The 22951-nt window shown below is 56.7% G+C and carries 23 protein-coding genes; 9 read left to right on the top strand and 14 right to left on the bottom strand.

From position 1 onward, the window contains the following. Positions 1–224 precede the first annotated feature (224 nt). From H8709_RS01120 to H8709_RS01095, 6 genes are all read right to left on the bottom strand, one after another. Entirely contained in the window at positions 225–1439 is a 1215-nt protein-coding gene (locus H8709_RS01120; protein WP_262396532.1) for an ABC transporter substrate-binding protein, read from the bottom strand. Then, positions 1436–2239, bottom strand: coding sequence for an ABC transporter permease (locus tag H8709_RS01115; protein WP_262396531.1), 804 nt, complete (start codon positions 2237–2239; stop codon positions 1436–1438). The genes H8709_RS01120 and H8709_RS01115 overlap by 4 nt, the downstream gene beginning before the upstream one ends. Further along, positions 2236–3051 (bottom strand): ABC transporter permease, encoded by an 816-nt coding sequence (locus tag H8709_RS01110; RefSeq protein WP_262396530.1) that lies wholly within the window; start codon positions 3049–3051, stop codon positions 2236–2238. Before H8709_RS01110 ends, H8709_RS01115 begins: the two co-directional genes overlap by 4 nt. Then, a complete protein-coding gene (gene potA, locus H8709_RS01105) occupies positions 3048–4100 on the bottom strand; it encodes a spermidine/putrescine ABC transporter ATP-binding protein (RefSeq protein WP_262396529.1) in 1053 nt (350 codons plus the stop codon). The genes H8709_RS01110 and potA overlap by 4 nt, the downstream gene beginning before the upstream one ends. Positions 4101–4544: 444 nt before the next feature. Then, entirely contained in the window at positions 4545–6044 is a 1500-nt protein-coding gene (locus tag H8709_RS01100) for a 4Fe-4S dicluster domain-containing protein (protein ID WP_262396528.1), read from the bottom strand. Next, positions 6045–6320 carry a (2Fe-2S) ferredoxin domain-containing protein gene (locus tag H8709_RS01095; protein WP_262396527.1) on the bottom strand — a complete coding sequence of 92 codons (276 nt, stop codon included), beginning with the start codon at positions 6318–6320 and terminating at the stop codon, positions 6045–6047. A gap of 384 nt (positions 6321–6704) precedes the next feature. Here H8709_RS01095 and H8709_RS01090 point away from each other — a divergent pair, with 384 nt between their 5' ends. The 3 genes from H8709_RS01090 to H8709_RS01080 all read left to right on the top strand — a co-directional run bounded on the left by H8709_RS01090 (position 6705) and on the right by H8709_RS01080 (position 9995). Beyond that, on the top strand, positions 6705–6980 hold the full coding sequence (locus H8709_RS01090; protein WP_262396526.1) for a (2Fe-2S) ferredoxin domain-containing protein: 276 nt from the start codon (positions 6705–6707) through the stop codon (positions 6978–6980). A 39-nt stretch (positions 6981–7019) separates the two neighbouring features. Continuing rightward, positions 7020–8720, top strand: a complete 1701-nt coding sequence (locus H8709_RS01085; protein WP_262396525.1) for a [Fe-Fe] hydrogenase large subunit C-terminal domain-containing protein — start codon at positions 7020–7022, stop codon at positions 8718–8720. A gap of 102 nt (positions 8721–8822) precedes the next feature. Then, entirely contained in the window at positions 8823–9995 is a 1173-nt protein-coding gene (locus H8709_RS01080) for a serine/threonine-protein phosphatase (RefSeq protein ID WP_262396524.1), read from the top strand. Positions 9996–10051: 56 nt separating this feature from the next. On the opposite strand, the gene H8709_RS01075 is transcribed toward H8709_RS01080, so the two are convergent. Continuing rightward, the gene (locus tag H8709_RS01075) at positions 10052–10552 is read right to left on the bottom strand and encodes a hypothetical protein (RefSeq protein WP_262396523.1); all 501 of its coding nucleotides are present in this window, start codon (positions 10550–10552) and stop codon (positions 10052–10054) included. 44 nt (positions 10553–10596) lie between these two features. Between H8709_RS01075 and H8709_RS01070 the strand changes: the two genes are divergently transcribed. From H8709_RS01070 to H8709_RS01060, 3 genes are all read left to right on the top strand, one after another. Beyond that, positions 10597–11148: an RNA polymerase sigma factor gene (locus tag H8709_RS01070; protein WP_262396522.1), complete on the top strand. Its 552-nt coding sequence runs from the start codon at positions 10597–10599 to the stop codon at positions 11146–11148. After that, entirely contained in the window at positions 11120–13342 is a 2223-nt protein-coding gene (locus tag H8709_RS01065; RefSeq protein ID WP_262396521.1) for a beta-propeller domain-containing protein, read from the top strand. Before H8709_RS01070 ends, H8709_RS01065 begins: the two co-directional genes overlap by 29 nt. Before the next feature lie 197 nt (positions 13343–13539). Further along, positions 13540–14097 carry a DUF4364 family protein gene (locus H8709_RS01060; RefSeq protein ID WP_262396978.1) on the top strand — a complete coding sequence of 186 codons (558 nt, stop codon included), beginning with the start codon at positions 13540–13542 and terminating at the stop codon, positions 14095–14097. Between the two features lie 396 nt (positions 14098–14493). On the opposite strand, the gene H8709_RS01055 is transcribed toward H8709_RS01060, so the two are convergent. From H8709_RS01055 to H8709_RS01035, 5 genes are all read right to left on the bottom strand, one after another. Next, positions 14494–15141, bottom strand: coding sequence for a GNAT family N-acetyltransferase (locus tag H8709_RS01055; RefSeq protein WP_262396520.1), 648 nt, complete (start codon positions 15139–15141; stop codon positions 14494–14496). 35 nt (positions 15142–15176) lie between these two features. Continuing rightward, the gene (locus H8709_RS01050) at positions 15177–16499 is read right to left on the bottom strand and encodes a pyrimidine-nucleoside phosphorylase (protein WP_262396519.1); all 1323 of its coding nucleotides are present in this window, start codon (positions 16497–16499) and stop codon (positions 15177–15179) included. Positions 16500–16512: 13 nt separating this feature from the next. Next, the gene (locus tag H8709_RS01045) at positions 16513–16926 is read right to left on the bottom strand and encodes a cytidine deaminase (protein ID WP_262396518.1); all 414 of its coding nucleotides are present in this window, start codon (positions 16924–16926) and stop codon (positions 16513–16515) included. Between the two features lie 282 nt (positions 16927–17208). Next, complete coding sequence (locus H8709_RS01040) at positions 17209–18375, bottom strand: phosphopentomutase (protein WP_262396517.1); 1167 nt, start codon at positions 18373–18375, stop codon at positions 17209–17211. Positions 18376–18377: 2 nt separating this feature from the next. Then, positions 18378–19511, bottom strand: coding sequence for a DUF362 domain-containing protein (locus H8709_RS01035; RefSeq protein WP_392391637.1), 1134 nt, complete (start codon positions 19509–19511; stop codon positions 18378–18380). Between the two features lie 136 nt (positions 19512–19647). Here H8709_RS01035 and H8709_RS01030 point away from each other — a divergent pair, with 136 nt between their 5' ends. The 3 genes from H8709_RS01030 to H8709_RS01020 all read left to right on the top strand — a co-directional run bounded on the left by H8709_RS01030 (position 19648) and on the right by H8709_RS01020 (position 21835). Then, on the top strand, positions 19648–19848 hold the full coding sequence (locus H8709_RS01030; RefSeq protein ID WP_262396516.1) for a helix-turn-helix transcriptional regulator: 201 nt from the start codon (positions 19648–19650) through the stop codon (positions 19846–19848). 1 nt (position 19849) lies between these two features. After that, complete coding sequence (locus H8709_RS01025; RefSeq protein ID WP_262396515.1) at positions 19850–20302, top strand: hypothetical protein; 453 nt, start codon at positions 19850–19852, stop codon at positions 20300–20302. A gap of 120 nt (positions 20303–20422) precedes the next feature. Next, positions 20423–21835, top strand: coding sequence for a spore germination protein (locus tag H8709_RS01020; protein ID WP_392391636.1), 1413 nt, complete (start codon positions 20423–20425; stop codon positions 21833–21835). Positions 21836–21998: 163 nt separating this feature from the next. Here H8709_RS01020 and H8709_RS01015 read toward each other — a convergent pair whose 3' ends face one another. Both H8709_RS01015 and H8709_RS01010 read right to left on the bottom strand, forming a co-directional pair. After that, a complete protein-coding gene (locus H8709_RS01015; protein ID WP_262396514.1) occupies positions 21999–22655 on the bottom strand; it encodes an SdpI family protein in 657 nt (218 codons plus the stop codon). Next, positions 22639–22926 carry an autorepressor SdpR family transcription factor gene (locus tag H8709_RS01010; protein WP_262396513.1) on the bottom strand — a complete coding sequence of 96 codons (288 nt, stop codon included), beginning with the start codon at positions 22924–22926 and terminating at the stop codon, positions 22639–22641. Before H8709_RS01010 ends, H8709_RS01015 begins: the two co-directional genes overlap by 17 nt. Positions 22927–22951 lie beyond the last annotated feature (25 nt).

Genomic DNA, 22951 nt, shown 5'->3' with positions numbered 1-22951 from the left:
ACAAAAAGCCCCGCCGCCTGAAAAAAATCAGGCGGCGGGGCTGGGAAACGGGAGGACTCTGGGCCAAAATGCAGCCAAAAAAAGCGATGGCCACTACAGGGACGGCGGATATGGTACGCCTTTTGTCACCACAGCATCCTATTATAGCGCCGCTCTCTCTGGCCTCCGGACACCGCACTCTCGATAAAAAAACAACCGCACAAATGTGCGGCTGTTTTTTACACTTAATACATACTGTCCCGCTTTTTGCGGATGCGACGCACCACGTTGATGGTGATGGAAGCCACGATACACAGCACTAAGAAGACCGGGATGAGCCACTGATTGGTCCCTTCGTTGGTGCTCATGATGTCGGTCCAGAGTTTGTCCATCAGCTTGTTGGCGTCGTCATCCAAGCTGAGGAAGGTCTCGGTATTCTGGAGCACCTCTTCGGAGGGATAGGCGATGGGATTATTCCTCATCTCGTCGTCAAGCAGCTCCATGGCCGCGTCGTTGGGGGTGGAGTAACCGATATATTCGCAGTTGGCAAGGCCCACCTCCGGCTCACAGAGGAAGTTGATATACATCTCCGCCGCCTCTTGCTGCTGGCTCCCCTTGGGGATGCAGATGGCGTCCACAAACCGGTTGGTACCCTCCCGGGGTACGGCGAAGGCGAGGTCGGGGTTGTCGGCGATCATGGTGATGGCGTCCCCAGCGTAATAGGGGGCCAAGGCCGCCTCCCCCGCCTGCATCTTATCGAAGATTTCGTCCATGACATAGGCCTGCACCAAGGGCTTTTGCTCCTTGAGGCTCTCGGCTGCCTTCTCCAACTCGTCCGGGTTCCCGGTGTTAAAGGAGTAGCCCAGCCGCTTTTGCGCGATGGCGAAGGCGTCCCGGGAATTGGCGAACATCAAAATGTCCCCCATGTAGCGGGCGTCCCATAGGATGTCCCAGCTGTCCACGTCGCCGTCGACCATGGTGGTGTTGTAAATGATGCCCACCGTGCCCCAGGTGTAGGGCACCGAGTAGGCGTTGTCCGGGTCATAGATGGGGTTAACAAACTGAGAGCTGATGTTTTTGAAAGCGGGAATATTCTCGAAATTGAGGGGCTCGAGCATATTTTCCTTGATCATCCGGCCGATCATGTAGTCGGAGGGGATGATGATGTCGTAGTTGGCGCCGCCGCTTTTGAGCTTGGCGTACAGCTCCTCGTTGGAGGCGAAGGTGGAGTAGTTGACCTTGATGCCGGTGAGGTCCTCAAACTCCTTGTTGACGTTGATGGTCCCCTCTTCGGCGCCGTCGGAAATATACTCGCCCCAGTTGTAGACGTTGATGGAAATACCCTGCCCTTTGAATTTCTGGTAGTAGCTTTCATCCTCCACCTCGATTTCGGCAAAGGCCGGGACGGCGAAAAGGAGGAGCAGCAAAGCGGCAAGCAGCGCCGCGGTCAATTTTTTCATACGCCCACCTCCGACCGCTGGACCTTCTTTTGCTTTCGCAGGTCCTTGAAGTTGACGATGAGGAGGGTTGCCAGCACTACGATGAAGATAATGGTGGACAAAGCGTTGATCTCCGGGCTGACTTTGCGTCTGGTCATGGAGAAGATGGTCACCGGCAGGGTCTGGGAGGTGGGGCCGGTGGTGAAGTAGCTGATGACAAAGTCATCCAAAGAGAAGGTGAACGCCATGAGCATGCCCGAAATGACGCCGGGCAATATCTCCGGGAAGATCACCTTGCGGAAAGCCAGCAGCGGCGTGCACCCCAAATCCAGCGCCGCCTCATAGACAAACTTGTCCATCTGCCTGAGCTTTGGCAGAACATTGAGGATGACATAGGGGAGGCTGAAGGTGATATGGGCGATAATCAGGGTGGTAAAGCCAAACTGGAGCTTTAAAAAGACAAAGAGCAGCATCATCGAAACGCCCGTAACGATCTCGGGGTTGATGATGGGCAGATAGGTCAAATTCATCATGGCCGACTTCATCCACTTGTTCATGGAGTTGATACCCACGGCGGCCGCCGTTCCGATGATGGTGGCCACGATGGAGGAAACCACGGCGATGATGAGGGTGTTGATGAGGGACTGGATGATGACGTCGTTGTGGAAGAGCTTCGCATACCAGTCGAAGGTAAATCCCGTAAAGACCGCCCGGCTCTTGGACTCGTTAAAGGAATAGGCGATCAAGACGCCGATAGGCAGGTACAAAAAGGCAAAGATGAGACCGATGTAGGTGTTGGAAAGCCACTTTCTCTTTTTCATAGCAACGCGCCCTCCATTCCCTCGTCGTTATCAAACTGGTTCATGATGCTCATGCAAAGCAGAATGAGCACCATCAGCACCAGGGAGATGGCCGCCCCCAGGTTGGGGTTGTAGGCGTTGCCCAAAAATTGCAGGTCGATTAAGTCGCCGATGAGCAAGTTTCCGCCGCCGCCCAGCATCCGGGAAATGATGAAAGTGCTCACCGCCGGGACAAAGACCATGGTGATGCCGGTGGTGATACCGGGCACGCTCAAGGGGAGCACCACTTTAGAAAAGACGTGGTAGGAGTTGGCGCCCAGGTCCTGGGCCGCCTCGATGGTGCGGTTGTCGATCTTTACCATGATGGAGTATAACGGCAAAATCATAAAGGGCAGGTAGTTATACACCATGCCCAGCACCACGGCCCCCTGGGTATTGATCATCTCGAAGGGCCCCAGGCCAAAGAGGGCGAAAAAGCGGTTGATGAGGCCGTTCCTTTCGAGCAGGGTCATCCAGGCGTAGGTGCGCAGCAAAAAATTCATCCACATGGGCAGCATGACCAGCATGAGGAAGACCTTCTGCCGGCCGACATGCATCCGGGAGAGAAGGTAGGACAGCGGATAGGCGATCACCAGGCAGATGACGGTGGCGATGGCCGCCAGCCAGATGGAACGGGCCAACACCGGGGTATACTGCCCCACGCTGGACACGTTTTCCAGGGTAAAATGTCCCGCTTCGTCGATGAAAGCAAAATAGGCCACCATCGCCAGCGGAACGACAATAAAAATGAAGGTCCAAACCGCATAGGGCAAGGAAGCTGCTTTTGTTTTCATCGCTCTTCCTCCATTTTGTGCATGATATGGATATCAAACGGGTCGATATTCATACCGATGGAAGATCCCGGCTCCTGGGACTGGGTGGAGTGGATAATCCAGGAAAACCCGGCGCTCTCCACCACCATTTCATAGTGGACGCCCTTAAAGATGACCGATTCCACCCGGCCGGAAAGCTGTCCGGCGATGGCGGGCACCACCTTGATGTCCTCCGGGCGGATGACCACGTCCACATTTTCCATCTTTTCAAAGCCCTTATCCACGCAGTCGAATTTGCGCCCGGCAAACTCCACCACAAAGTCCTTGTGCATCACGCCGTCGAGGATGTTGCTCTCCCCGATGAAGTCGGCGACAAAGGCGTTTTTCGGCTCGTTGTAGATGTCCTGCGGCGTGCCGATCTGCTGGATGTGGCCGTCCTTCATGACGACCACCGTGTCGCTCATGGTCAGCGCTTCCTCCTGGTCGTGGGTGACGTAGACAAAGGTGATGTCAAGGCTCTGTTGGATGCGTTTGAGCTCGATCTGCATCCCCTTGCGCAGTTTGAGGTCCAGCGCTCCCAGCGGCTCGTCGAGGAGGAGCAGCCTTGGATGGTTGACTAAAGCCCTGGCGATGGCGACGCGCTGCTGCTGGCCGCCGGAGAGCTGATTGACGCCCCGCTTGTCAAAGCCCTTGAGGTTGACAAGCTCCAGCATTTCGGCCACCCGCTGGGCCACTTCCTTTTCCGGAACCTTTTGCAGGCGCAGTCCGAAGGCGATGTTTTCAAAGACGTTTAAGTGCGGGAACAGCGCATAGCGCTGAAACACCGTGTTGAGCGGCCGTTTGTAGGGCGGCATCTCGTTGATTCTTTTGCCATCAAAAAAGACATCGCCGGACGCGGGCTCCACAAAGCCGCCGATAATGCGCAGCGTAGTGGTTTTCCCGCAACCTGACGGACCGAGCAGCGTGACGAACTCCTTGTCATGAATGTCAAGGTTGATTCCGTCGAGCACTACTTCTCCGTCAAAGTCCACGACAATGTCTTTGAGGCTGACGATACAATTTTCCCCCATTTGGGCATCCCCCTTTGCGGATTTTTAGTTTACACGTACGCGAGTCCCCTCTCGCCGTGCGAACCCCAGTGCGCTTGTAGCCGCTTCCCGCAAAAGGCTTTGATCTATCGTTGCCGCCGTTTTCCTTTCCGGCGGCCCGTTTTAGGCGGTACCTTGCGCACCAGTTTTCTTTTGTGTTTTTTAGATGCCAAAAACAACGATTACCAATATAGCACATTATATTGAAATGTCAATGTTTTTCCGCGAATTTCTCGCGAAATCCCGATTTTATCCGCTGTTTTTCGCGAATTTTTCTGTTTTTCTGCCGCCTTTGCTCCGATTTTCTCTCGAATGCTCTTTCCTCCTCATTTTTTCATCTTTTTTAAAAGAAATACTCCCCACCGCAAAAAAATGAGCGCCCCCGGACCGGGTCCGGGGGCGCTCCGCGCTCGATGAGAGAGCGAATTATTCTTCGATTTTTTCGTCGGCGTATTTGCTGTCGTAGGCGATGGAGGAGCCTGCCTTGGTCTGGAAGCTCTTGACGGCGGCCGACGCTTTGTTAATGGGGATGACGGTGCCCGCGCCGCCCACACAGCCGCCCGGACAGGCCATGCCCTCGAGCAGATAGCCGTTGCGCTTGCCGGCCTTGGCGATCTGGAGCATCTTCTTACAGTTGCGAAGACCCTCCGCCCGGTCCACCTTCACTTCCACATCGGGATATTTCTCCTTGATGCAGTTTGCGATGGCGTCCGCCACGCCGCCCGCCACCGCATAACCGCGGCCGGCGCCGGTGGCGTCGTCCATGGGCTCGGTATCCACGCTGCCGAAGTCAATGCCCTTGGCGACAAACATGCCCATGAGCTCCTCAAAGGTGATGACGAAGTCCACGTCGCTGCGCACGCTGCGGCGGGAAGCCTCCAGCTTCTTGGCCGCGCAGGGCCCGATGAAGACCACCTTGGCGTCGGGGTGCTCCTTTTTGATGATCCGGGCGGTAGCCACCATGGGCGTCAGCGCCTCGGAGACGCAGCCGGCCAGATCCGGGAAATTGTTCTTGGCCATGACCGACCAGGAGGGGCAGCAGGAGGTCGCCAAAAACGGCAGATCCTTGCCCACGTGGTTGACATAGTGGTCGGCCTCCGCCATGGCGCCGATGTCAGCGCCGATGGCCACCTCATAGACGGCCGAGAAGCCCAGTTCTTTGAGTGCATCCTTAACTTTATCCGGAGTCGCCAAGGGGCCGAACTGGCCCACGAAAGCGGGCGCGATCTCCGCGACGACCTCCTGGCCGTCCATGATGGCGCGGATGAGCTGATAGATCTGGGACTTGTCCGCGATGGCGCCGAAGGGGCAGTTGACGATGCACATGCCGCAGGAGACGCATTTATCATAGTTGATCTTGGCCCGTCCCAGGTAGTCGCTCTCAATGGCGTCCACACCGCAAGCCGCGGCGCAGGGACGCTCGTATTTGACAATGGCGCTGTAGGGGCAGACATCCTTGCACCGGCCGCAGCGCACACATTTGTCCTGGTCGATGTGGGACTTCCCGTTTTCAAAGGACACCGCCTTGACCGGGCAGACGCTGACGCAGGGGTGGGCCAGGCAGCCGCGGCAGTTGTCGGTGACCATCAGGGAAGTCTCGGGGCAGGCGTTACAGGCGAAGGGGATGACGTTGACAAGCGGCGGCTCGTAATACTTCTCGGGCTTGGCGCACTCCTCGATGCCCTTGGCCACCGGCATGTGCTCGTCCACCTTGCGCAGGGAAAGCCCCATGGCCAGGCGCAACCGCTCGCCGATGATGGCGCGCTCCTTGAAGATGCTGTCGCGATAGGTCGCCACTTCCCCCTTGATGATCTTATAGGGAATTTCCTCAAACGCTGCATACTCTTCATTGCGGTAAGCAAATTCGGCGATCTGGGCAAAAACCTGACGCCGCAGCTTGGTTACCGGGGTATAGATTCCACGCACTTAATGCTTCACATCCTTCGCTTTTAATGAAATGATCTTCTCCATGACCGTCTGGCTGTTGGCGCAGACGAGCCGGTCCCCGTTGATGACGACCACGGGGGAATCGTCCCCATGCTTGGGCTCCCCAATGCAGCTTTTGGTGATAACCTGCACCTGGGTATTGAGCCGCAGCTGGGTTTTGAGCTTTTTGAGGCTCTCAATGGCCTCGATGATGTCCATCGCTCCCATCATCACACATTCTGGACATACGCACACTTCAACGATCAGTCTTTTCATGCGGGCAAAGCGCCACCTTTCCTTATTCCTCCAACAAACCCACGGGTAAAGTGCACAAAGGCCCCTCCCCGATTTTGTCTATATTTTAACGATTTCATTATATCGTATGAAACGCCGGCATGTCAAGGTAAGAACGCGAGTTTCCATGCCCTTCCTAACAACTTCGGCATTATGTTCCAGAGAAGGCGTCCAGCTTTGTACAGTCTTGCCCGCCTTTTCCATTCCGACCGAATCCGCCAAAGATTTTCCCTCCTTTTTATGCGTTTCTCACCTTGTGCTACGCCCCCTTTTTCATGTATACTGATATAAATAGCAACTTGTTTTATTTTTAACAATTTACAGCTTTCCCTAAGAAAAGCTGTTTTTCCCAAAAACGCCGAAAGGATGGAAAATAACATGGTTGTCAGCGTCTGTGTGGGCAGTTCCTGCCACATGAAGGGGTCCTATCAGGTTATCAAGACCTTCCAGGAGCTTATCAAGAAAAATCAATTGGAGGATTTCGTGGAGCTCAAGGCCTCCTTCTGCATGGGCCGGTGCCTGACCGGCATTTCGGTGATGGTGGACGACAAACCCGTGGACAACGTGGGGTTTGTCAACGCTGAATCGGTCTTTTATGAGCACATCTTCCCCCTGGCTGAGGCCCAGAAATCCGGCCAGTAAAATCCCCGTCAAAGCTAAAAAGCAAAGGAGAAGCAAAATATGGGAGTCATTGAACTGAATATCGGCAACTGCCACAACTGCTATAAATGCATCCGGGAGTGCCCGGTCAAGGCCATCGCCTTTAAAAACGGCAAGGCCACCATCATCGACGACGAGTGTATCCTGTGCGGCAACTGCGTCCAGTGCTGCCCCCAGAACGCCAAATTCATCAAAAGCGACCACCATCACGTCCAGGAGCTCATCGCCCAGGGCAAGCGGGTTTACGCCACGGTGGCCCCCTCCTGGCCGGGCTTCTTCGGCACCGACGACTTCTCTAAGCTCTCGGCGGCCCTCAAGAAGCTGGGCTTCGCGGGGGTGGAGGAAACCGCCATCGGCGCCAACGAGACCAGCCGGGAATACGCCAATCTCATGGAAAACGGCCAAATGAAAAACATCATCGCCACGGCCTGTTCCTCCGTCGTCATGCTCATCGAGCGGTATTACCCGGAGCTCATTAAGAACCTAGCCCCCGTCTCCTCCCCCATGATGGCTCACGCCAAGCTTATGCGGGAGACCTACGGCGACATCAAGGTGGCCTTCATCGGGCCCTGCCTCTCCAAGAAAAACGAGGCCTCTGATCCCTTGGCCGGCGGATTTGTCAACTACGCCCTCACCTTCGGCGGCATCCAGAAGTGGATGGACGCCCAGGGCGTCTCCCTGGAGGAGGGGGACCCGGAGGCCGCCGGAGTTTGCAACCCTGTTTCCCGCCTCTATCCCAAGACCACCGGCATTCTCAAGACCATCCCGGAGGAAAAATTTAATCACTACCGCCCCATTGCCGTGGACGGCGTGGACCGGTGCATGGAGATGTTTGACGCCATCCGGGACGGCCAAGTGGAGGGCCTCTTTGTGGAAGCCAACATCTGCCCCGGCGGCTGCATCGGCGGGCCGGTGATGCGCATGGGACAGCGCAGCCTCCTGGTCACCGAGACCATGATCGACGACGATCCCATGCCCCAGGACGAAAACCCGGCGCCCACCGCCTCCATCGAATTTCCCCATCCCCGAGTTTTCACCAACCGCTCCGTCCAAAAGGACGTTCCCACCGAGGAAGAAATCCGGGCCATCCTCGCTAAAATCGGCAAGCTCACCCCCGAGGACGAACTCAACTGCGGCAGCTGCGGCTACCACTCGTGCCGGGAAAAAGCGGTGGCCGTCTTCCAGGGCAAGGCGGATATCAATATGTGCCTGCCCTTCTTCCGGGAGCGGGCGGAGAATATCTCCAACACCGTCACCGAGTATTCCCCCAACGCCATCATCGCCCTGGATGAGGACCTCAACGTCCAGGATTTAAACCCCATGGCCGAGGACATCTATCAGATCACCCGGGCCGATTCCATCGGGTTGCCCATCCCCGCCTTCTACGGGGAGATGGACTTCGACACCGCTAAGCGGGAGGAGAAGGCCGTCACCAAAAAGGTCCGTGTGGACGAATCGGACAAAACGGTGGAACAGACCATCCTCTACATCAAGGAGCACGGCATGTACCTGGTCTTTGTCAAGGACATCACCGACGAAGAGCAGCACAAGCAGCAGCTCGAATCCCTGCGCGACTCCACGGTGGACATCGCCCAGAACGTCATCGTCAAGCAGATGCGGGTGGCGCAGGAAATCGCCAGCCTTTTGGGCGAGACGACGGCGGAAACCAAGGTGGCGCTGACCAATCTGAAAAAATCCATGACAGAACTCTCCAAGCTCTAACGGCTTTTTGCCGCAACCCTTTTGCGCCGCTTTTCCATCGTGACGCGAGGAAAAGGCGCCATTACCGCTCCCGCGGGAGTCTTATAATAATGGAGGTTCATCATGGAACTATATATCGATGCCGTATATGAAAGCTTACATAAATACGGCGAGGAGCTGTGCGGGGACAAGGTGGAATTCGTCCGCGCGGACGACTATTTTCTCGCCGTGCTGGCCGACGGGCTGGGCAGCGGCGTCAAGGCCAATATCCTCTCCACCCTGACCAGCAAGATCATCGCCACCATGTTTGCCAGCGGCGCCCAATTGGAGGAGACGCTGGAAACCATCGCCAGCACCCTGCCGGTGTGCAGCGAACGGGGCCTTGCCTACTCCACCTTCACCATCATCAAGGTGGGGCGGGACGGCAAGGTCTACACCGCCGAGTTCGATAACCCGGACCTACTCTATTTCCACCGCAACCAACTGACCCCCATCCCCCGGGAGACGGTGGAAATCGGGGGCAAGACCATCCACGTCAGCCACTTCGAGGCGGAGAGCTCGGACATGATCATCACCTTCTCCGACGGCGTGGTCCACGCGGGCGTGGGCAGGCTGCTGGATCTGGGGTGGCAGTATGACAATATCGTTAACTATGTAGTGGAAAACTTGGAGCCCAATATGTCTCCCCGGGTCATCACCAAAAAGCTCCTGGCCGCCGTCAATACCCTCTATATGCAAAAGTGCGGCGACGACTCCACCGTCTGCGCCCTGGCCCTCAAGCCCAGCCGCCCAGCCACCGTCATGGTGGGGCCGCCGGTCAACGGCGAGATGGATAAAATCGTCGTGGATAAGCTCATGTATTCCCGAGGCCTCAAGGTGGTCTGCGGCGGCACCACCTCCCAAATTGTCAGCCGTGTCACCGGCCGGGAGCTCAAGGTCCAGATCGACTACGAGAACCCCGCCGTGCCGCCCATCGCCACCCTCCCCGGCGTGGACCTAGTCACCGAGGGCGTCCTCACCCTGGGCAAGGCTTTAGACATCATCAAGGGCATCAACGACGCCGGGGCCGACAGCTTAGAAAGCTACACCCTGAGTAAAAAGGACGGCGCCAGCCGCATCACCAAGCTCCTCTTGGAGGACGCCACCGAGGTGCGCTTTTTGGTGGGCCGCGCCCTCAACCCCGCCCATCAGAATCCGGGCATGCCCGTCTCTTTGGGGCTCAAGCTCAATCTCATCAAGGAGCTGGCCGCCGAGCTCGAGCGCACCGGCAAAAAGGTGACGGTGGAGTACTTCTAAATTTTTCTTCGACTTTTTAGCAGCGCATCCGGGACAAGCGATGCGCTGCTCTGTTTTTATGGCTTTGCCATAAAAACCTGATGCGCAGGGCATTCGCGCTCTTCGCGCTCCGCCCAACTTGCGCAAAAAAGAGCCTGCGGCCCTTTTTGCGGCTTTGCCATAAAAACCTGATGCGCAGGGCATTCGCGCTCTTCGCGCTCCGCCCAACTTGCGCAAAAAAGAACCTGCGGCCCTTTTTGCGGCTTTGCCATAAAAACCTGATGCGCAGGGCATTCGCGCTCTTCGCGCTTCGCCCAACTTGCGCAAAAAAGAACCTGCGGCCCTTTTTGCGGCTTTGCCATAAAAACCTGATGCGCAGGGCATTCGCGCTCTTCGCGCTCCGCCCAACTTGCGCAAAAAAGAACCTGCGGCCCTTTTTGCGGCTTCGCCATAAAAACCTGATGCGCGGGGCTCGCGCTCTTCGCGCTTCGCCCTTCCTGCGCCAAAAACTGCCTGCGGCTTTTTATCCGCTCCATGAAAAAACTTTGGAGATATGCAAGAAACTGGACGAAACTCACCACTAAAGAGATGGACACCCTTTCCGGAAGGCGGTGGAACAACCATGACGATTGACGTACGGATCGTCGAGGAGGCAAGATCAGGAGACAGCGACGCGTTCACACAGCTTTATGAGCAGGTCTACACCGACCTGTACAAGACTGCCCTTTTTGTGCTGGGCAGCCGGACCGACGCGGAGGATGCGGTATCCGAGACCTTTCTAGAGGCCTTTCGGGGCATCCGCAGACTCAAGGAGCCGTCGGCTTTTAAAGCTTGGATTTTCAAAATCCTGCACGCCCGATGTAACCGGAGAATTGCCCTCAACTACAAGCTGCGCAATCAGATGAACCTGGAGGACTTTGCGCTGACCGACGACACCCTCACCTACAGCCAGGACAGCGATGATAAGTTGGTCCTCCTTAGCGCTCTGGGCGGCCTGAGCTGCAACGAGCGCACCATTGTTGCGCTTAGCGTCATCCAGGGCTATAAAATCCGCGAAATCGCGGAGATCATGAAGATGCCCCAGGGCACAGTCTCTTCCAAGCTCCACCGGTGCCTGGAAAAGCTGAAGAAATCCATAGAGAGGGGTGAGTATATTGAGTCACTCAAACGATAATTTTGAGGAGCAGGACACTTTGCGTCTCCAAGAACTCCTGCAGGAGATCAGCGGCGGCATTCCTGTCCCCGAAAGCATCTCCCCCGACAACATGAAAAAGAAGTTACACGCCCCGCAGCGCCAATTCCCCATCCAGAAATACATCGCCGCAGCCGCCTGCCTCGTGTTGGTCCTCGGCTGTGTGGTCACCGTCTCCCTCTTTGCAGGGATGCATTTAGGGATGGCAAAATCAAGTGGCCAGAATATGACGGGAGGCGCGTCCTCCTCGAGCTGCGCGGCCGTGGCCTCCGATATGATGCCCGAAAGCCTAGAGGCCGAGAACAATCTCTCCGCACGAGAGCTCACCGATATGCAGGCCGCCAGTTACGACGATGTCGCGAAAGCTCTGGCTCCCATTGCCCAGCGAAACGTCACCTTAGGCCAAGGTATCATCTACGACGAAAATGGCAACAAGGTCAATCCTCCCACGGCTGGCGGCGGGCCCCAGCCGGGCACCGGCGGCCAGGAAAGCAGTCCGGCAGCCGGGGAAAACACGGTAGATTCCTCCCAAAAATATAACCCGGGCACCGCCGGAACTAATGACACCGGCGACCAGACCAACAATCAGGTGGACGGCGTCGTCGAGGCGGACATCGTCAAAACCGACGGCAATTATATCTACTACTCCAACTCCGACACCGTCAACATCGTCAAGATGGAAGAAAACGGCGGCATGGAACAGGTGAGCACGATCAAGGACAAAGAGTTTTGCTACACTCTCGACATGTTTCTGGAGGGCAGCAACCTGGTGGTTCTCTCCTCTTCCAACACCTCCTTGGACCGTCAGCGCAAGATGCTTTCCGACTCCGCCGACACTGTGCAGAGCACGGTCAAAGCCACTTTCTACGATGTCTCCGACCCCGCCGTGCCCGCGGTGGAACGGGTCATCACCCAGGACGGCGACTATCAGGATGCCCGGATGATCGACGGTATGCTATATCTGGTTTCTCAGCAGTATCTGCCGCTTGAAAAAACCGTCGACCAGCTCCAGCCCGCCGACTATGTCCCCGCCGTCACCGACAGCACCCAGGCGTCGGGAGCGCTATTGTCTGCAGACAGCATCTATCTGCTGCCCACTGTGGAGAGCGCCTGCTACAACATCGTCTCGGCCGTGAATGTGCGCGAACCCGGCGGCGCTGTCAACACCCGGGCCATCCTGGGCAGTTCCAGCCAGATGTATGTATCGACAAACAGCATGTACCTGGTCTGCGACACCTTCGATGATGCAGCTCAGATTTCCTATTCCAACGTCTATAAATTGGAGCTTTCGGGGCTCAACATCGTCATGACCGCCTCGGGACGGGTCAAGGGTTCTATCCTCAACCAGTTTTCCATGGACGAATATGACGGCTATTTCCGCATTGCCACCAATCTCTTTGACGGTCGCAAGGACCGCCGCTCTAATAACCTTTACGTCCTCGACGAGAACTTAGAGCTTGTCTCCTATCTGGAAAACATGGCCCAGGGCGAAGAGCTCAAATCGGTCCGATTCATGGGGGAAAGCGCGTATCTGGTCACCTTCAAGCAGGTGGACCCATTGTTCGCTGTCGACCTCTCCGACCCCGCCAAGCCCCAGATCCTGGGAGAACTCAAAATCCCCGGATTTTCCAGCTACCTGCACCCGGTCTCTGAAAACCTATTGGTGGGCGTTGGCTATGACACCAAGGAGGTAAACGACGGCTACGGCAGTACCTTTACCGTCACCGGCGGCATCAAGCTCTCCCTCTTCGACGTCTCCGACAAAGCGGACCCCAAAGAAGTGACGAGTGTCGTTCTCGGCGACTGCGGGAGTTACAGCGAGCTGATGAATGATCACAAGGCGTTTCTCTTCTATGAGGAAAAGGGGCTGATCGGTATCCCCGTCACCCTGACGAAGAATGCGACGCCCGGGCGCGGATATTATGAATCCCGCTATGAAAACAGCTTTAACGGCTATGTCCTTTTCCAGGTCACCGGCAGCAAGCTGGAAGAAGCGGGCCGCATCACCCACCAAAGCGAAGAAGCCCAGAAAAATCTGGAGCAGGAGATGGACAGCGCCCTGACTATCCATCGCGGCGTTTACAAAGGGGATTACATCTACACCCTCTCTGACTTGAAAGCCAAGTCCACCAGCCTCTCCGACGGCAAGGACGTCAAAGAGATTGCGCTAGCTTAAATCCATTACTTCCCATAGAGCCCCCCGGACCGGGACAGGAGTCATCCTGTCCCGGTCCTCTTTTGTCAGGTTTTCCCCTTTCTTTTTGTACCATAATCGTGTAAAATAAAAGTGGACGACAAACCTCTGATTTTCCCTTTTACAACTGATGGAAAAGGGGAAACGAATACTTTTTTAAGCGAAGGCAGGTGACAGTGATGGACTTTACCGGAGTAAATATCGACGGTGTGGTGCCGGGCGGGTTGCATGAGGATTATGAGATTAAGATATTGATCTGCTGCCTCCTTGAAGCTCTCAAGGAGCCCTTATCTAAAGCGCAGATGAACGAGGTGCTCACCGGGAATGGCTTGGTCAATTACTTCCAGTTTGCCGAGGCGGTGGGAGAACTGCTTAACAACGGCCACATGGAAGTAATTGAGGAGATGCGCCCCGAAGGGGAGTATTACCGGTTGCTGCCCAAGGGCGCGCAAACGGCCCGGGAATTTGAAAAATCACTGCCCCTTTCCGTGCGAGAAAAGGCGGTGAATAACGCATTGCAGCTGCAAAAAAAGGCCAAGCTCCACGCTCAGAACAAAGCGGAGATCGAGCAAGTCGCGGACGGCTTTCTTGTTTCCTGCGTCATGCAGGACATCGGCTCGGATCTATTGCGGGTTTCTCTCTTTGTACCGACCAAGGAACAGGCTCATCAAATTCGGGACCGTTTTCTGGACGACCCGGAAATTCTCTACCGCAGTGTTTTGGAGGCGTTGACCTAAACGCCTTCCCACCAAAAAAGCCGCTTACGCGGCTTTTTTTGCGCTTGAGGGGCAAAACGTCGACATGGGGACGCCTTGTACATTGTTTTTTTACACACCGCGCGGATGCCCTGCATTGGAACGACCATCAAATAATGGCAAAAGTTGCGGTAAGCGCCATCTTCAGGTAGAATGCATATGCGGACGCAAAGTGCATTGGCTCTTTTGACAGATCGCACCGCGCGGATGCCCTGCGCATTGGGAAAACCATGAAATTGCCTTTGCGGCTGGGGGCACGGAAGGCGAAAAAAATAGGCGTGCTCCAAACGGATCACGAAAAAGCAAAAAAGGACGGCTTAAAAAGCCGTCCTTTTTGTTTCCCGCTTGGTTTGCAAAACTCAAATTTGGTCTTCCGCTCTATTTTGCGTTTTTGCGCCGGGCGGCAATTTCAGTAAACCGCTTTTGGGAGGGAGTACCGCTCACCTTTTCCTTGGGAGGAAACTGCCGGTCGAACAAATCGACGGCGGCGGGATCAATTCCAAAAACCGCGTCCTCCACATAGCGCCCCCGCATGTCCGAGAGTGCCCCTTCATACAGCTCGCATCCCTGCAAGGCATCGGCGAAATAATCGTCCGACGTCCGAATCCCGAAGCGCTCGGCGGCGGTAAAGCCATGGCGTCCGTAATAATCCGGGTCGCCATAGAGGAAAATGCCCCGATCGCCCCTTTCCCGCGCCAATTCCTGGACACGGGCGATCAATTTCCCGCCGATGCCCTTGCCCTGATACGCCGGTAATACGGAAATGGGTCCCAGGCCCAATACCTCGTACTCCTTTCCGTCATCTCCCTTGACGACGGATTTTGTGCAGATCACATTCCCGACGATGCTGCCATCGTAGACGGCCACAATATCGAGTTCGGGCAGAAATGCCGGACAGTCCCGCATGATGTGGAGCAGGTAATGCTCACAGCACCCCGGTACAAAATGATTCCAAAAGGCCTCCCGCGTGACGTTTTCCGTCTCACGGTAGTCCTCCGGCCGTTCTGTTCTCAGTTCTATTTCCAATATTTCAGTCCTTCCTCGTAAAATCTTGAGATTTTCTAAAAATAGCTGACGCCGTCCCGAGTCACCCGGGCGATGATGAGCTTTTCCTGTACGGGCGGCTCCGCCGAGAAGGACAGGGCGTTCCCATAGGTTTCCTCCGCCCCAGCTATCGCGCTTTCGTCGTTGGTCATGAACCTCGCGATGACCTCTCCCTTTTTGACAGGCTCCCCTGTCTTTTTGACAAGTTCAATGCCCGCGCTGTGGTCGATAACGCTCTCCTTTGTGGCCCGGCCCGCTCCCAGCAGCATGGAAGCGATACCGCACTGGGCCGCGTCCATAGCGCTGAGGTAACCATCCTGCGGCGCGAGCACCTCGTGGGCAATGCCCGCTTTCGGAAAACTTTCCGGGTCGTCGATGACGGATACGTCTCCGCCCTGGGCTTTCACCATCTCCCGCAGCTTCTGGAAGGCGGAGCCGTCTTCCATCGCCTTTGCCGCCAGCTCCCGGCAGCGCTCGATCTCACCGCCGCCGGCCAGAGCGATCATATTGGCGGCCAGCTCCCGGCAGACGGCGCTTAAATCAGCGGGCCCACGGCCGCGGAGCGTCTCCACCGCCTCCCGCACTTCCGACACGTTGCCGATGGCGCGGCCCAGCGGTATGTCCATATTGGTGATGAGCGCCATGGTCCGCCGCCCCGCCTTTTCGCCAATGCGGACCATGATGTCCGCCAGCTTTACCGCGTCCTCCATCTCCTTCATGAAGGCGCCGCTTCCCGTCTTGACGTCCAACAGGATGCAGTCGTTGCCGGCGGCGATCTTCTTGCTCATAATGCTTGCCGCAATGAGGGGGATGCTGTCCACCGTGGCGGTCACATCCCGCAGGGCGTAGATCTTCTTATCCGCCGGGGCCAGATTGCCCGACTGCCCGATGACGCAGATACCCGTCTTCTTTACAATCTCCAAAAATTCCTGCCGGGGCAGCTCGGTGCGAAAGCCGGGGATGGATTCCAGCTTATCCACCGTGCCGCCGGTAAACCCCAACCCCCGGCCGCTCATCTTGGCGATCTTCACCCCGCAGGCGGCGGCAATGGGCGCGGCGATCAGGGTGGTTTTATCCCCCACGCCGCCGGTGGAATGTTTATCCACCTTGACCCCTTCGATGCTACTGAGATCCACCATCTCACCCGACTGGGCCATGAGCTGGGTGAGGGCGGCGGTTTCCCCGTCCTCCATTCCCTTATAAAAGACGCTCATCAAAAAGGCGGACATCTGATAATCCGGGATATCCCCGCCGGTAAATCCGTCGACGATGAAGCGCAATTCCTCCCGGGAGTGGGTCCCGCCGTCCCGCTTTTTGGCGATCAAATCCACCATCCGCATGGCTTCTCCTCCTTTACAACTTTTCCGGACCGAAGGCTTCGGGCAAAAGCTCGCCCAAGGTGTATTCCTGATAATTGTCCTCATCACGGGCCACAATGACCAGCAGCTTCTCCCCGCCCAGCTCCCAGAGCACCTGGCGGCAGACGCCGCAGGGGAAGGCAAACTGAGAGAAAGGCGGCTGCGCCCCTTCGAGGCCTCCCACAATGGCGATGGCCACAAACTTCTTTTCGCCAGCCGCTACCGCGGAATAAACCGCTGTGCGCTCGGCACAGTTGGCCGCGCCATAGGAGGCGTTTTCCACGTTGCAACCGCGATAGACGCTGCCGCTCTTGCCGAGCAGGGCCGCCCCCACCGCATAGTGGGAATAGGGACAGTATGCGTTTTCTCTGGCTTTGAGCGCTTCGTGAATCAGTTCCGTGCGATACATAATGACCTCCACCCATCGCCGCGGGCTTTGGGGAGGACGTCGATCCCGTTTCCCCTCCGTGGCTCCGTGGCCGCCGCTGTTTCTCAAAGGCCGCGGCAGGCCGATTTTGATGGCGGCAGGAACACCGCCCGTGACTGTATATAAAAATCCGATGCGCTGGGCATCCGCGCTGAGCGCTCCGCCCCTCGTGCGTCAAACCCTAAAGGCCGCTTCTCATGTCTTCGCGATCAAACCTGATGCGGGGGCTCCGCGCCATGCGCTGCACTCCGCAAGCAGCTCTTTTTATCGCCGGACGCGTTCCCACAGGGAGACGCCGGGCTGGTCGTTTTGCACCCCCAAGGCGTCGAGCACCGTCTTTCCAATGTCCGCGAAGGTTTCACGGGTGCCCAGATTCACCCCCGGCTTGACCCGCTCCCCAAAAAGGAGCAGCGGGACATACTCCCGGGAGTGGTCGGTGCTGTCGGTTCCCGGGTCACAGCCGTGGTCGGCCGTGATCATCAGCAGATCCTCCCCCGACAAAAGGGGGAGCAGTTCTCTGAGCTGGCGGTCAAAGGACGACAGGGCGGCGGCATAGCCGCTAATGTCGTTGCGGTGGCCGTAGAGCATATCGAAATCCACGAGGTTGACAAAACAGAGCCCGTCAAAGTCCCGATGCCGCGCGATGTCCAGGGTCACTCTCATACCGTCGTCGTTGCCGGAAGTGGGAATCGCCTCGGTGACGCCCTGTCCGGCGAAGATGTCGTTAATCTTCCCCACCGCGATGACGTCCTTCCCAGCTGCTTTGAGCGCATCCAGGGCCGTCGGACGGGGCGGCAGAAGGGAAAAATCGTGCCGCCTGGAGGTGCGCGCAAAGTCGGGCGCTTTCCCGGTGAAGGGCCGGGCGATAATCCTTCCCACGCCGTGCTCCCCCTGCATCACCTCCCGGGCCGTCCGGCAATACTCATAAAGTTCCTCCACCGGGATGAGGTCCTCGTGGGCCGCGATCTGCAAGACGCTGTCCGCCGAGGTATAGACAATGAGCTTGCCGGTACGCAGGTGCTCCTCCCCATAGTCCCGGATGACCTGGGTGCCGGAATAGGGGCGGTTGCAGAGGATACCCCGGCCCCATTTCCGCTCGAGTTCCGCGAGTATTTCCGGCGGGAAGCCCTCGGGATAGGTGGGCATGGCTTTGGGGGAAATGATCCCCATCATCTCCCAGTGGCCGGTGGTGGTATCCTTTCCCTTGGAGGACTCCCCCAGCCGGGCAAAAGCCCCGGTCAAGGGCTCTTCCTCTTTCAACGGGGCGACCCCGTCGATGGAGAAGAGCCCCAAACGCCGCAAATGGGGGGTGGAAAACTTTTCCGATCGGCGGATGGTGCCCAGTGTGTTGCTCCCGGCGTCCCCATAGGCCGCCGCGTCGGGCATTTCGCCAATCCCCATGCTGTCCAGAACGATCAAAAATACGCGCATCCTTACCTCTTTCCGCCGGAAGAAATACTTTCCTCCAACATTCTGACAATGTCGATGGCCTTGGGTGGACAGCCCGGGACGCACTTTTCGCATCCTTTGGCGCACACGCCCACGCCCATGCCGCCGGGCTCCTTTCCTTTGAAGCCCTGTCCTATATGAATTTTGCCCCGGATGCCCCGCAGCATACCCCGGTCTTCCAACCGGGCCAAAGCGTGGATGAGGCTGCCGTAACAGGCCGAGCAGGCGTCGCTCTCGTCGATATACTTTGCCAGCGCCCTTGCCCGGCGGGAGGAAGTGAGGGAGACGCCGCTTTCATCCCGGTTCATTTCCACGATGTTGGCGCTTTCCACGTCCAGGCTTCCCACGCCCAGCTCGGCCGCCAGGGTGATGTAGGGGATCTCTTCGAGATCGTATCCCATGATCTGGGCCACATAGGCGTCAATCAGGACGCTGTCCTTACAAAGCAACATCCGGTTCATCTGCACCGGATTGCCGCCCTCCTCAAAGTCCAAGTCCCCCCGCATGCCGTCCACCAACACCAGGTCCGCGGCCCGCACCTTGTTCAGGCACGCGATGGGCTTATGCAGCCCCAGGGTGTGAAAACGGCGCTTCTCCCGGTCGGTGATGCACCCCTTCATGTTTTTGAGCGCGCAGGTCATGGCCGTCTGGCAGTGGCCCTTGAGTACCGGCAGATTGATCAGGTAATCCACCCGGAAGGGCGTGTCGCAGTACTCGATTTTGAGGCCCCCCGCCTCATGAAAGATGGCCTTATCCCGTTTGAGGTCCAATAGCGGCACCCCATAGCGCTTGGAAATCTCCTCATACCCACACACTCGATAGGCCCTGCGGGTGTCGTCCCCCACCCAGGAGCTTTCCATGATGGTAATATCCCCAAAGCCGTGTTCTTTTAGATATTCGATGAGCGCCTCCACGATTTCCGGCGAGGTAGTCGCCCCGCTCTCCGCGCTCTTGGAGACCACCAAGTTGGGCTTGAGCCCGATGCTGGCGCCCTCGGGTATCTCATCCGCGACGCCGGCCCTTTCCAAAAGTTCCCGCGCCATGGCTTTCGGCTTTTTTCCATAGATGACAAAAATGTCCTCCCTGTCCAAAGTAAACGCCCCCTTTTCTATCCCCATTGTAGCCGGTTGCCCCTCTTTTTTCAAGCCAGAAAAAATTTAGCAAAAATGTAAAGCGCACTTGACATTCATGGGGTGGGTGGCTATAATGAATGTAAAGTTAACTTTACACATCAAAAAACGAAGGGATGATTGCTTGAAAAATAAAATTGCGGCGCTGCGGGAAGAAAAGGGGCTGACCCAGCAGCAGCTGGCGGCGATGGTGGAAACCTCCCGGCAGACCATCATTTCTTTGGAAAACGGGAAGTATAACCCCTCCATTTTGCTGGCCCATAAAATTGCCAAGACTTTTGGTAAACAGATTGAAGAGGTTTTTATTTTTGAGGAGGAAATGTAACATGCTCATCAAACAATCGAAAAACATCAGATACCGCATCCTATATTCCATCGCCGCCATCATCATCGGCGCCATCATTCTGGCCATAGGACTCTATTTTACCTTCCACCCCTTCGCCGAATCTTCCCAAGCTGATTTCGGCACCGGCTTTATGGTGGGCGGTGGCGGCAGCATGGTACTGGTGGGACTGTTTTTGCTCGTTCAGGCGCTCATCGCCCTGCGCGACCCCAAGCGCCTCAAAGAATTTGAGATCAAAGAAAACGATGAGCGCAGCCAGGCGATCATCGATAAAGCCTGCAAATGGACCTTCCTCATCCTGGCCATGGGGATGACCTTTGCCAGCATCATCTTTGCCGTGCTCAACTTTACCGTCCTCATCACCCTGGTTGTCTGTCTCTGGGTGGCCATCCTCATCTTTGCCGTCAGCTATCTGATCGTGCGGCATAAGATGTAGCGTACTTCCCGCAAAAAAGCCGTGGACTCGAAAGGAGTCCACGGCTTTTTTCTCCGCGTGTAAATATTTTCGTCCTCCGGGTGGCAGAATATTCTTATCTACGACCTGGGAGGGAAAACGATGCGGATTAGTACCCATATCGACGAGACCATCGACCTGTTAAAAAGCGCCATGAACGCCGACAAAAACTTCGACATCATCCGCCGGATTATCACGGTGGGCGGGCGGCGGTCCTGCATGTTCTTTGTGGACGGCTTTGTCAAGGACGAGGTCATGGAAAAGGTGATGGAGTTTTATTACGCCATCACCCCGGAGGATCTGCCCGAGGATTCCCACGGCTTCTGCAAGGACTTTGTCCCCTATGTGGAAGTTGGGCTGGAGGGCGATGTGGATAAAATTATAACCAATATCCTCTCGGGCCAGCTTTGCCTGTTCATCGACGGCTACGACCAGTGCATCGCCATGGACATCCGCACCTATCCCACCCGCGGGGTGGACGAGCCCGAGCAGGACAAAGTCCTCCGGGGCTCCCGGGACGGCTTTGTGGAGACGCTGGTCTTCAACACCGCCCTCATCCGCCGCCGCATCCGGGACCCCAAGCTCTCCATGGAAATCTTTTCGGTGGGGACGGCCTCCAAGACCGACGTGGTGGTCTGCTCCATGGACGGGCGCTGCGACCCGGATTTCTTAGCCGAGCTCAAGCGCCGCATCCAGGCCATCCAGGTTGATTCCCTGACCATGAACCAGCAGAGCCTGGCCGAGTGCCTCTATCCCCACAAGTGGTACAACCCCTTCCCCAAGTTCAAGTACTCCGAGCGCCCCGACACCGCCGCCGCCTCGGTTTTAGAGGGGAATATTGTGGTGCTGGTGGACAATTCTCCCGCCTGTATGATTTTGCCCACCTCTTTGTTCGACATTGTGGAGGAGGCCGACGACTACTACTTCCCGCCCATCACCGGCACCTACCTGCGCCTGTCCCGGTTGATGGTGGCGGCCCTCACCTTCCTCATCACCCCCACCTTCCTCCTCTTTATGCAAAATCCCCAGTGGTTGCCCGAGTGGCTGACCTTCACCCTGCCCACCGACCCCATCTATGTTCCCTTCATCGTACAGCTGCTCATCTTGGAGTTTGCCATTGATGGGTTGCGGCTGGCGGCCCTCAACACCCCCAGCATGCTCACCACCGCTTTGAGCGTGGTGGCCGCCATCGTGCTGGGCGACTTTGCCGTCTCTTCGGGCTGGTTTAATAAGGAGCCGCTGCTTTACATGGCCTTTGTCTCCATTGCCAGCTACTCCCAGCCCAGCTTCGAGTTGGGCTATGCCCTCAAATTCATGCGAATGCTGGCCCTGGTGCTGACCTTCTTCTTCGACCTTTACGGTTATATCGCCGGCATTGTCATCCTTCTCTTGGCCATCTCCCTCAATAAAACCATCTCGGGTAAGAGTTATCTCTATCCCCTGTTTCCCTTCCACTGGAAGGCCTTCAAAAAGCTGTTCATCCGCAACCGCTTGCGGGGCGGCTACCATCTGTAAGCCGCGCGCCCGTTGCTGGATGAAAAAGCCGCCGCATCTTTCGATGCGGCGGCTTTTTCGGCATTCGTGGCCGTCATTGATTCCCGGCGGCTTTTGTGTACGGGTGCCGCAGCCCGCTCTTTAAGGGCTAAAAGCCACGACTATTTGATGGGCTGCGCGCTTTTTATCCCGCGGCTTTGTCTCCGCCATCCTTCCCCAGCTTTCGGGAAAGCAGGTAGGAATATACGGCCGGAATCAGGACGATGAACAGGACGATGGCCAACCCCACCCAGGGAAGGTTTAGAAAGGCGTTGACCACCAACAGCGCTCCGCCCCCCAGCCAGGTCCAGCCCGCCAGCCGGTGGGTCCGGTTCCAGTTTTCCTCACTGTGCAGCGTCCAGGGAAGGCGGATGCCCATGGTATAATTTTGACGGCATTTGGGCAGGTAGTTGCCCAGCACCATCAGCAGCACCCCCAGCCCCAACGAGATATAAAAACCCATAGAGAAGGGCACGCCCATGGCATAAGTGATGATACCCGTCTGCATGACCACGGAGATCACCGGCACCAGCCAACAGGACAGGCCCCGGAGCGATTTTGCATAGTTCTGCCGCTTGGGGTCGTTTTCCAGTTGGAACCAGACGATCAAATGGATGACCAGCAAAAAGGCAGGAATGGCAAAGAGCGCGAAGGGCTTGGAAGCAAAGCTGTTGGGCATGTTGTTGACGCCAAAATGAATCGCGATCTGCTCAGGAAGCCTTTCATAAAACGCCAGGCCCATTCCAAAGGGCACCAGACAAAGCAAAAGGGAAATGAGAAGCTGCCTATTCATTTTTTTCATGGTGATCGTCTCCTTTAAACTGGCTGAGCCAGAGCATGACCTCCTCAAATACGGAGGTGTTGAGCTGATAGTAGACAAAGTTTTTGTATTTGCTCTCAAAGATGAGCCCCGCCTTTTTGAGTTGGGACAGGTGGTAGGAGATGGTGGCCCCGGTCATCTCAAAATGAGAGGAGATCTCCCCCGCCGCCATCTTTCCCTCCCGAGAAAGCAGCACCAGAATGTCCCGCCGCACCGGGTCGGACAACGCTTTGAATGTCTCGGCAAAACCCATGGATCTACCTCCCCGTAGTATTTAG

This window comes from Zongyangia hominis, from assembly GCF_014385095.1.
GTDB lineage: Bacteria > Bacillota > Clostridia > Oscillospirales > Ruminococcaceae > Zongyangia > Zongyangia hominis.
This window is presented reverse-complemented; position numbering and strand designations above follow the sequence as displayed.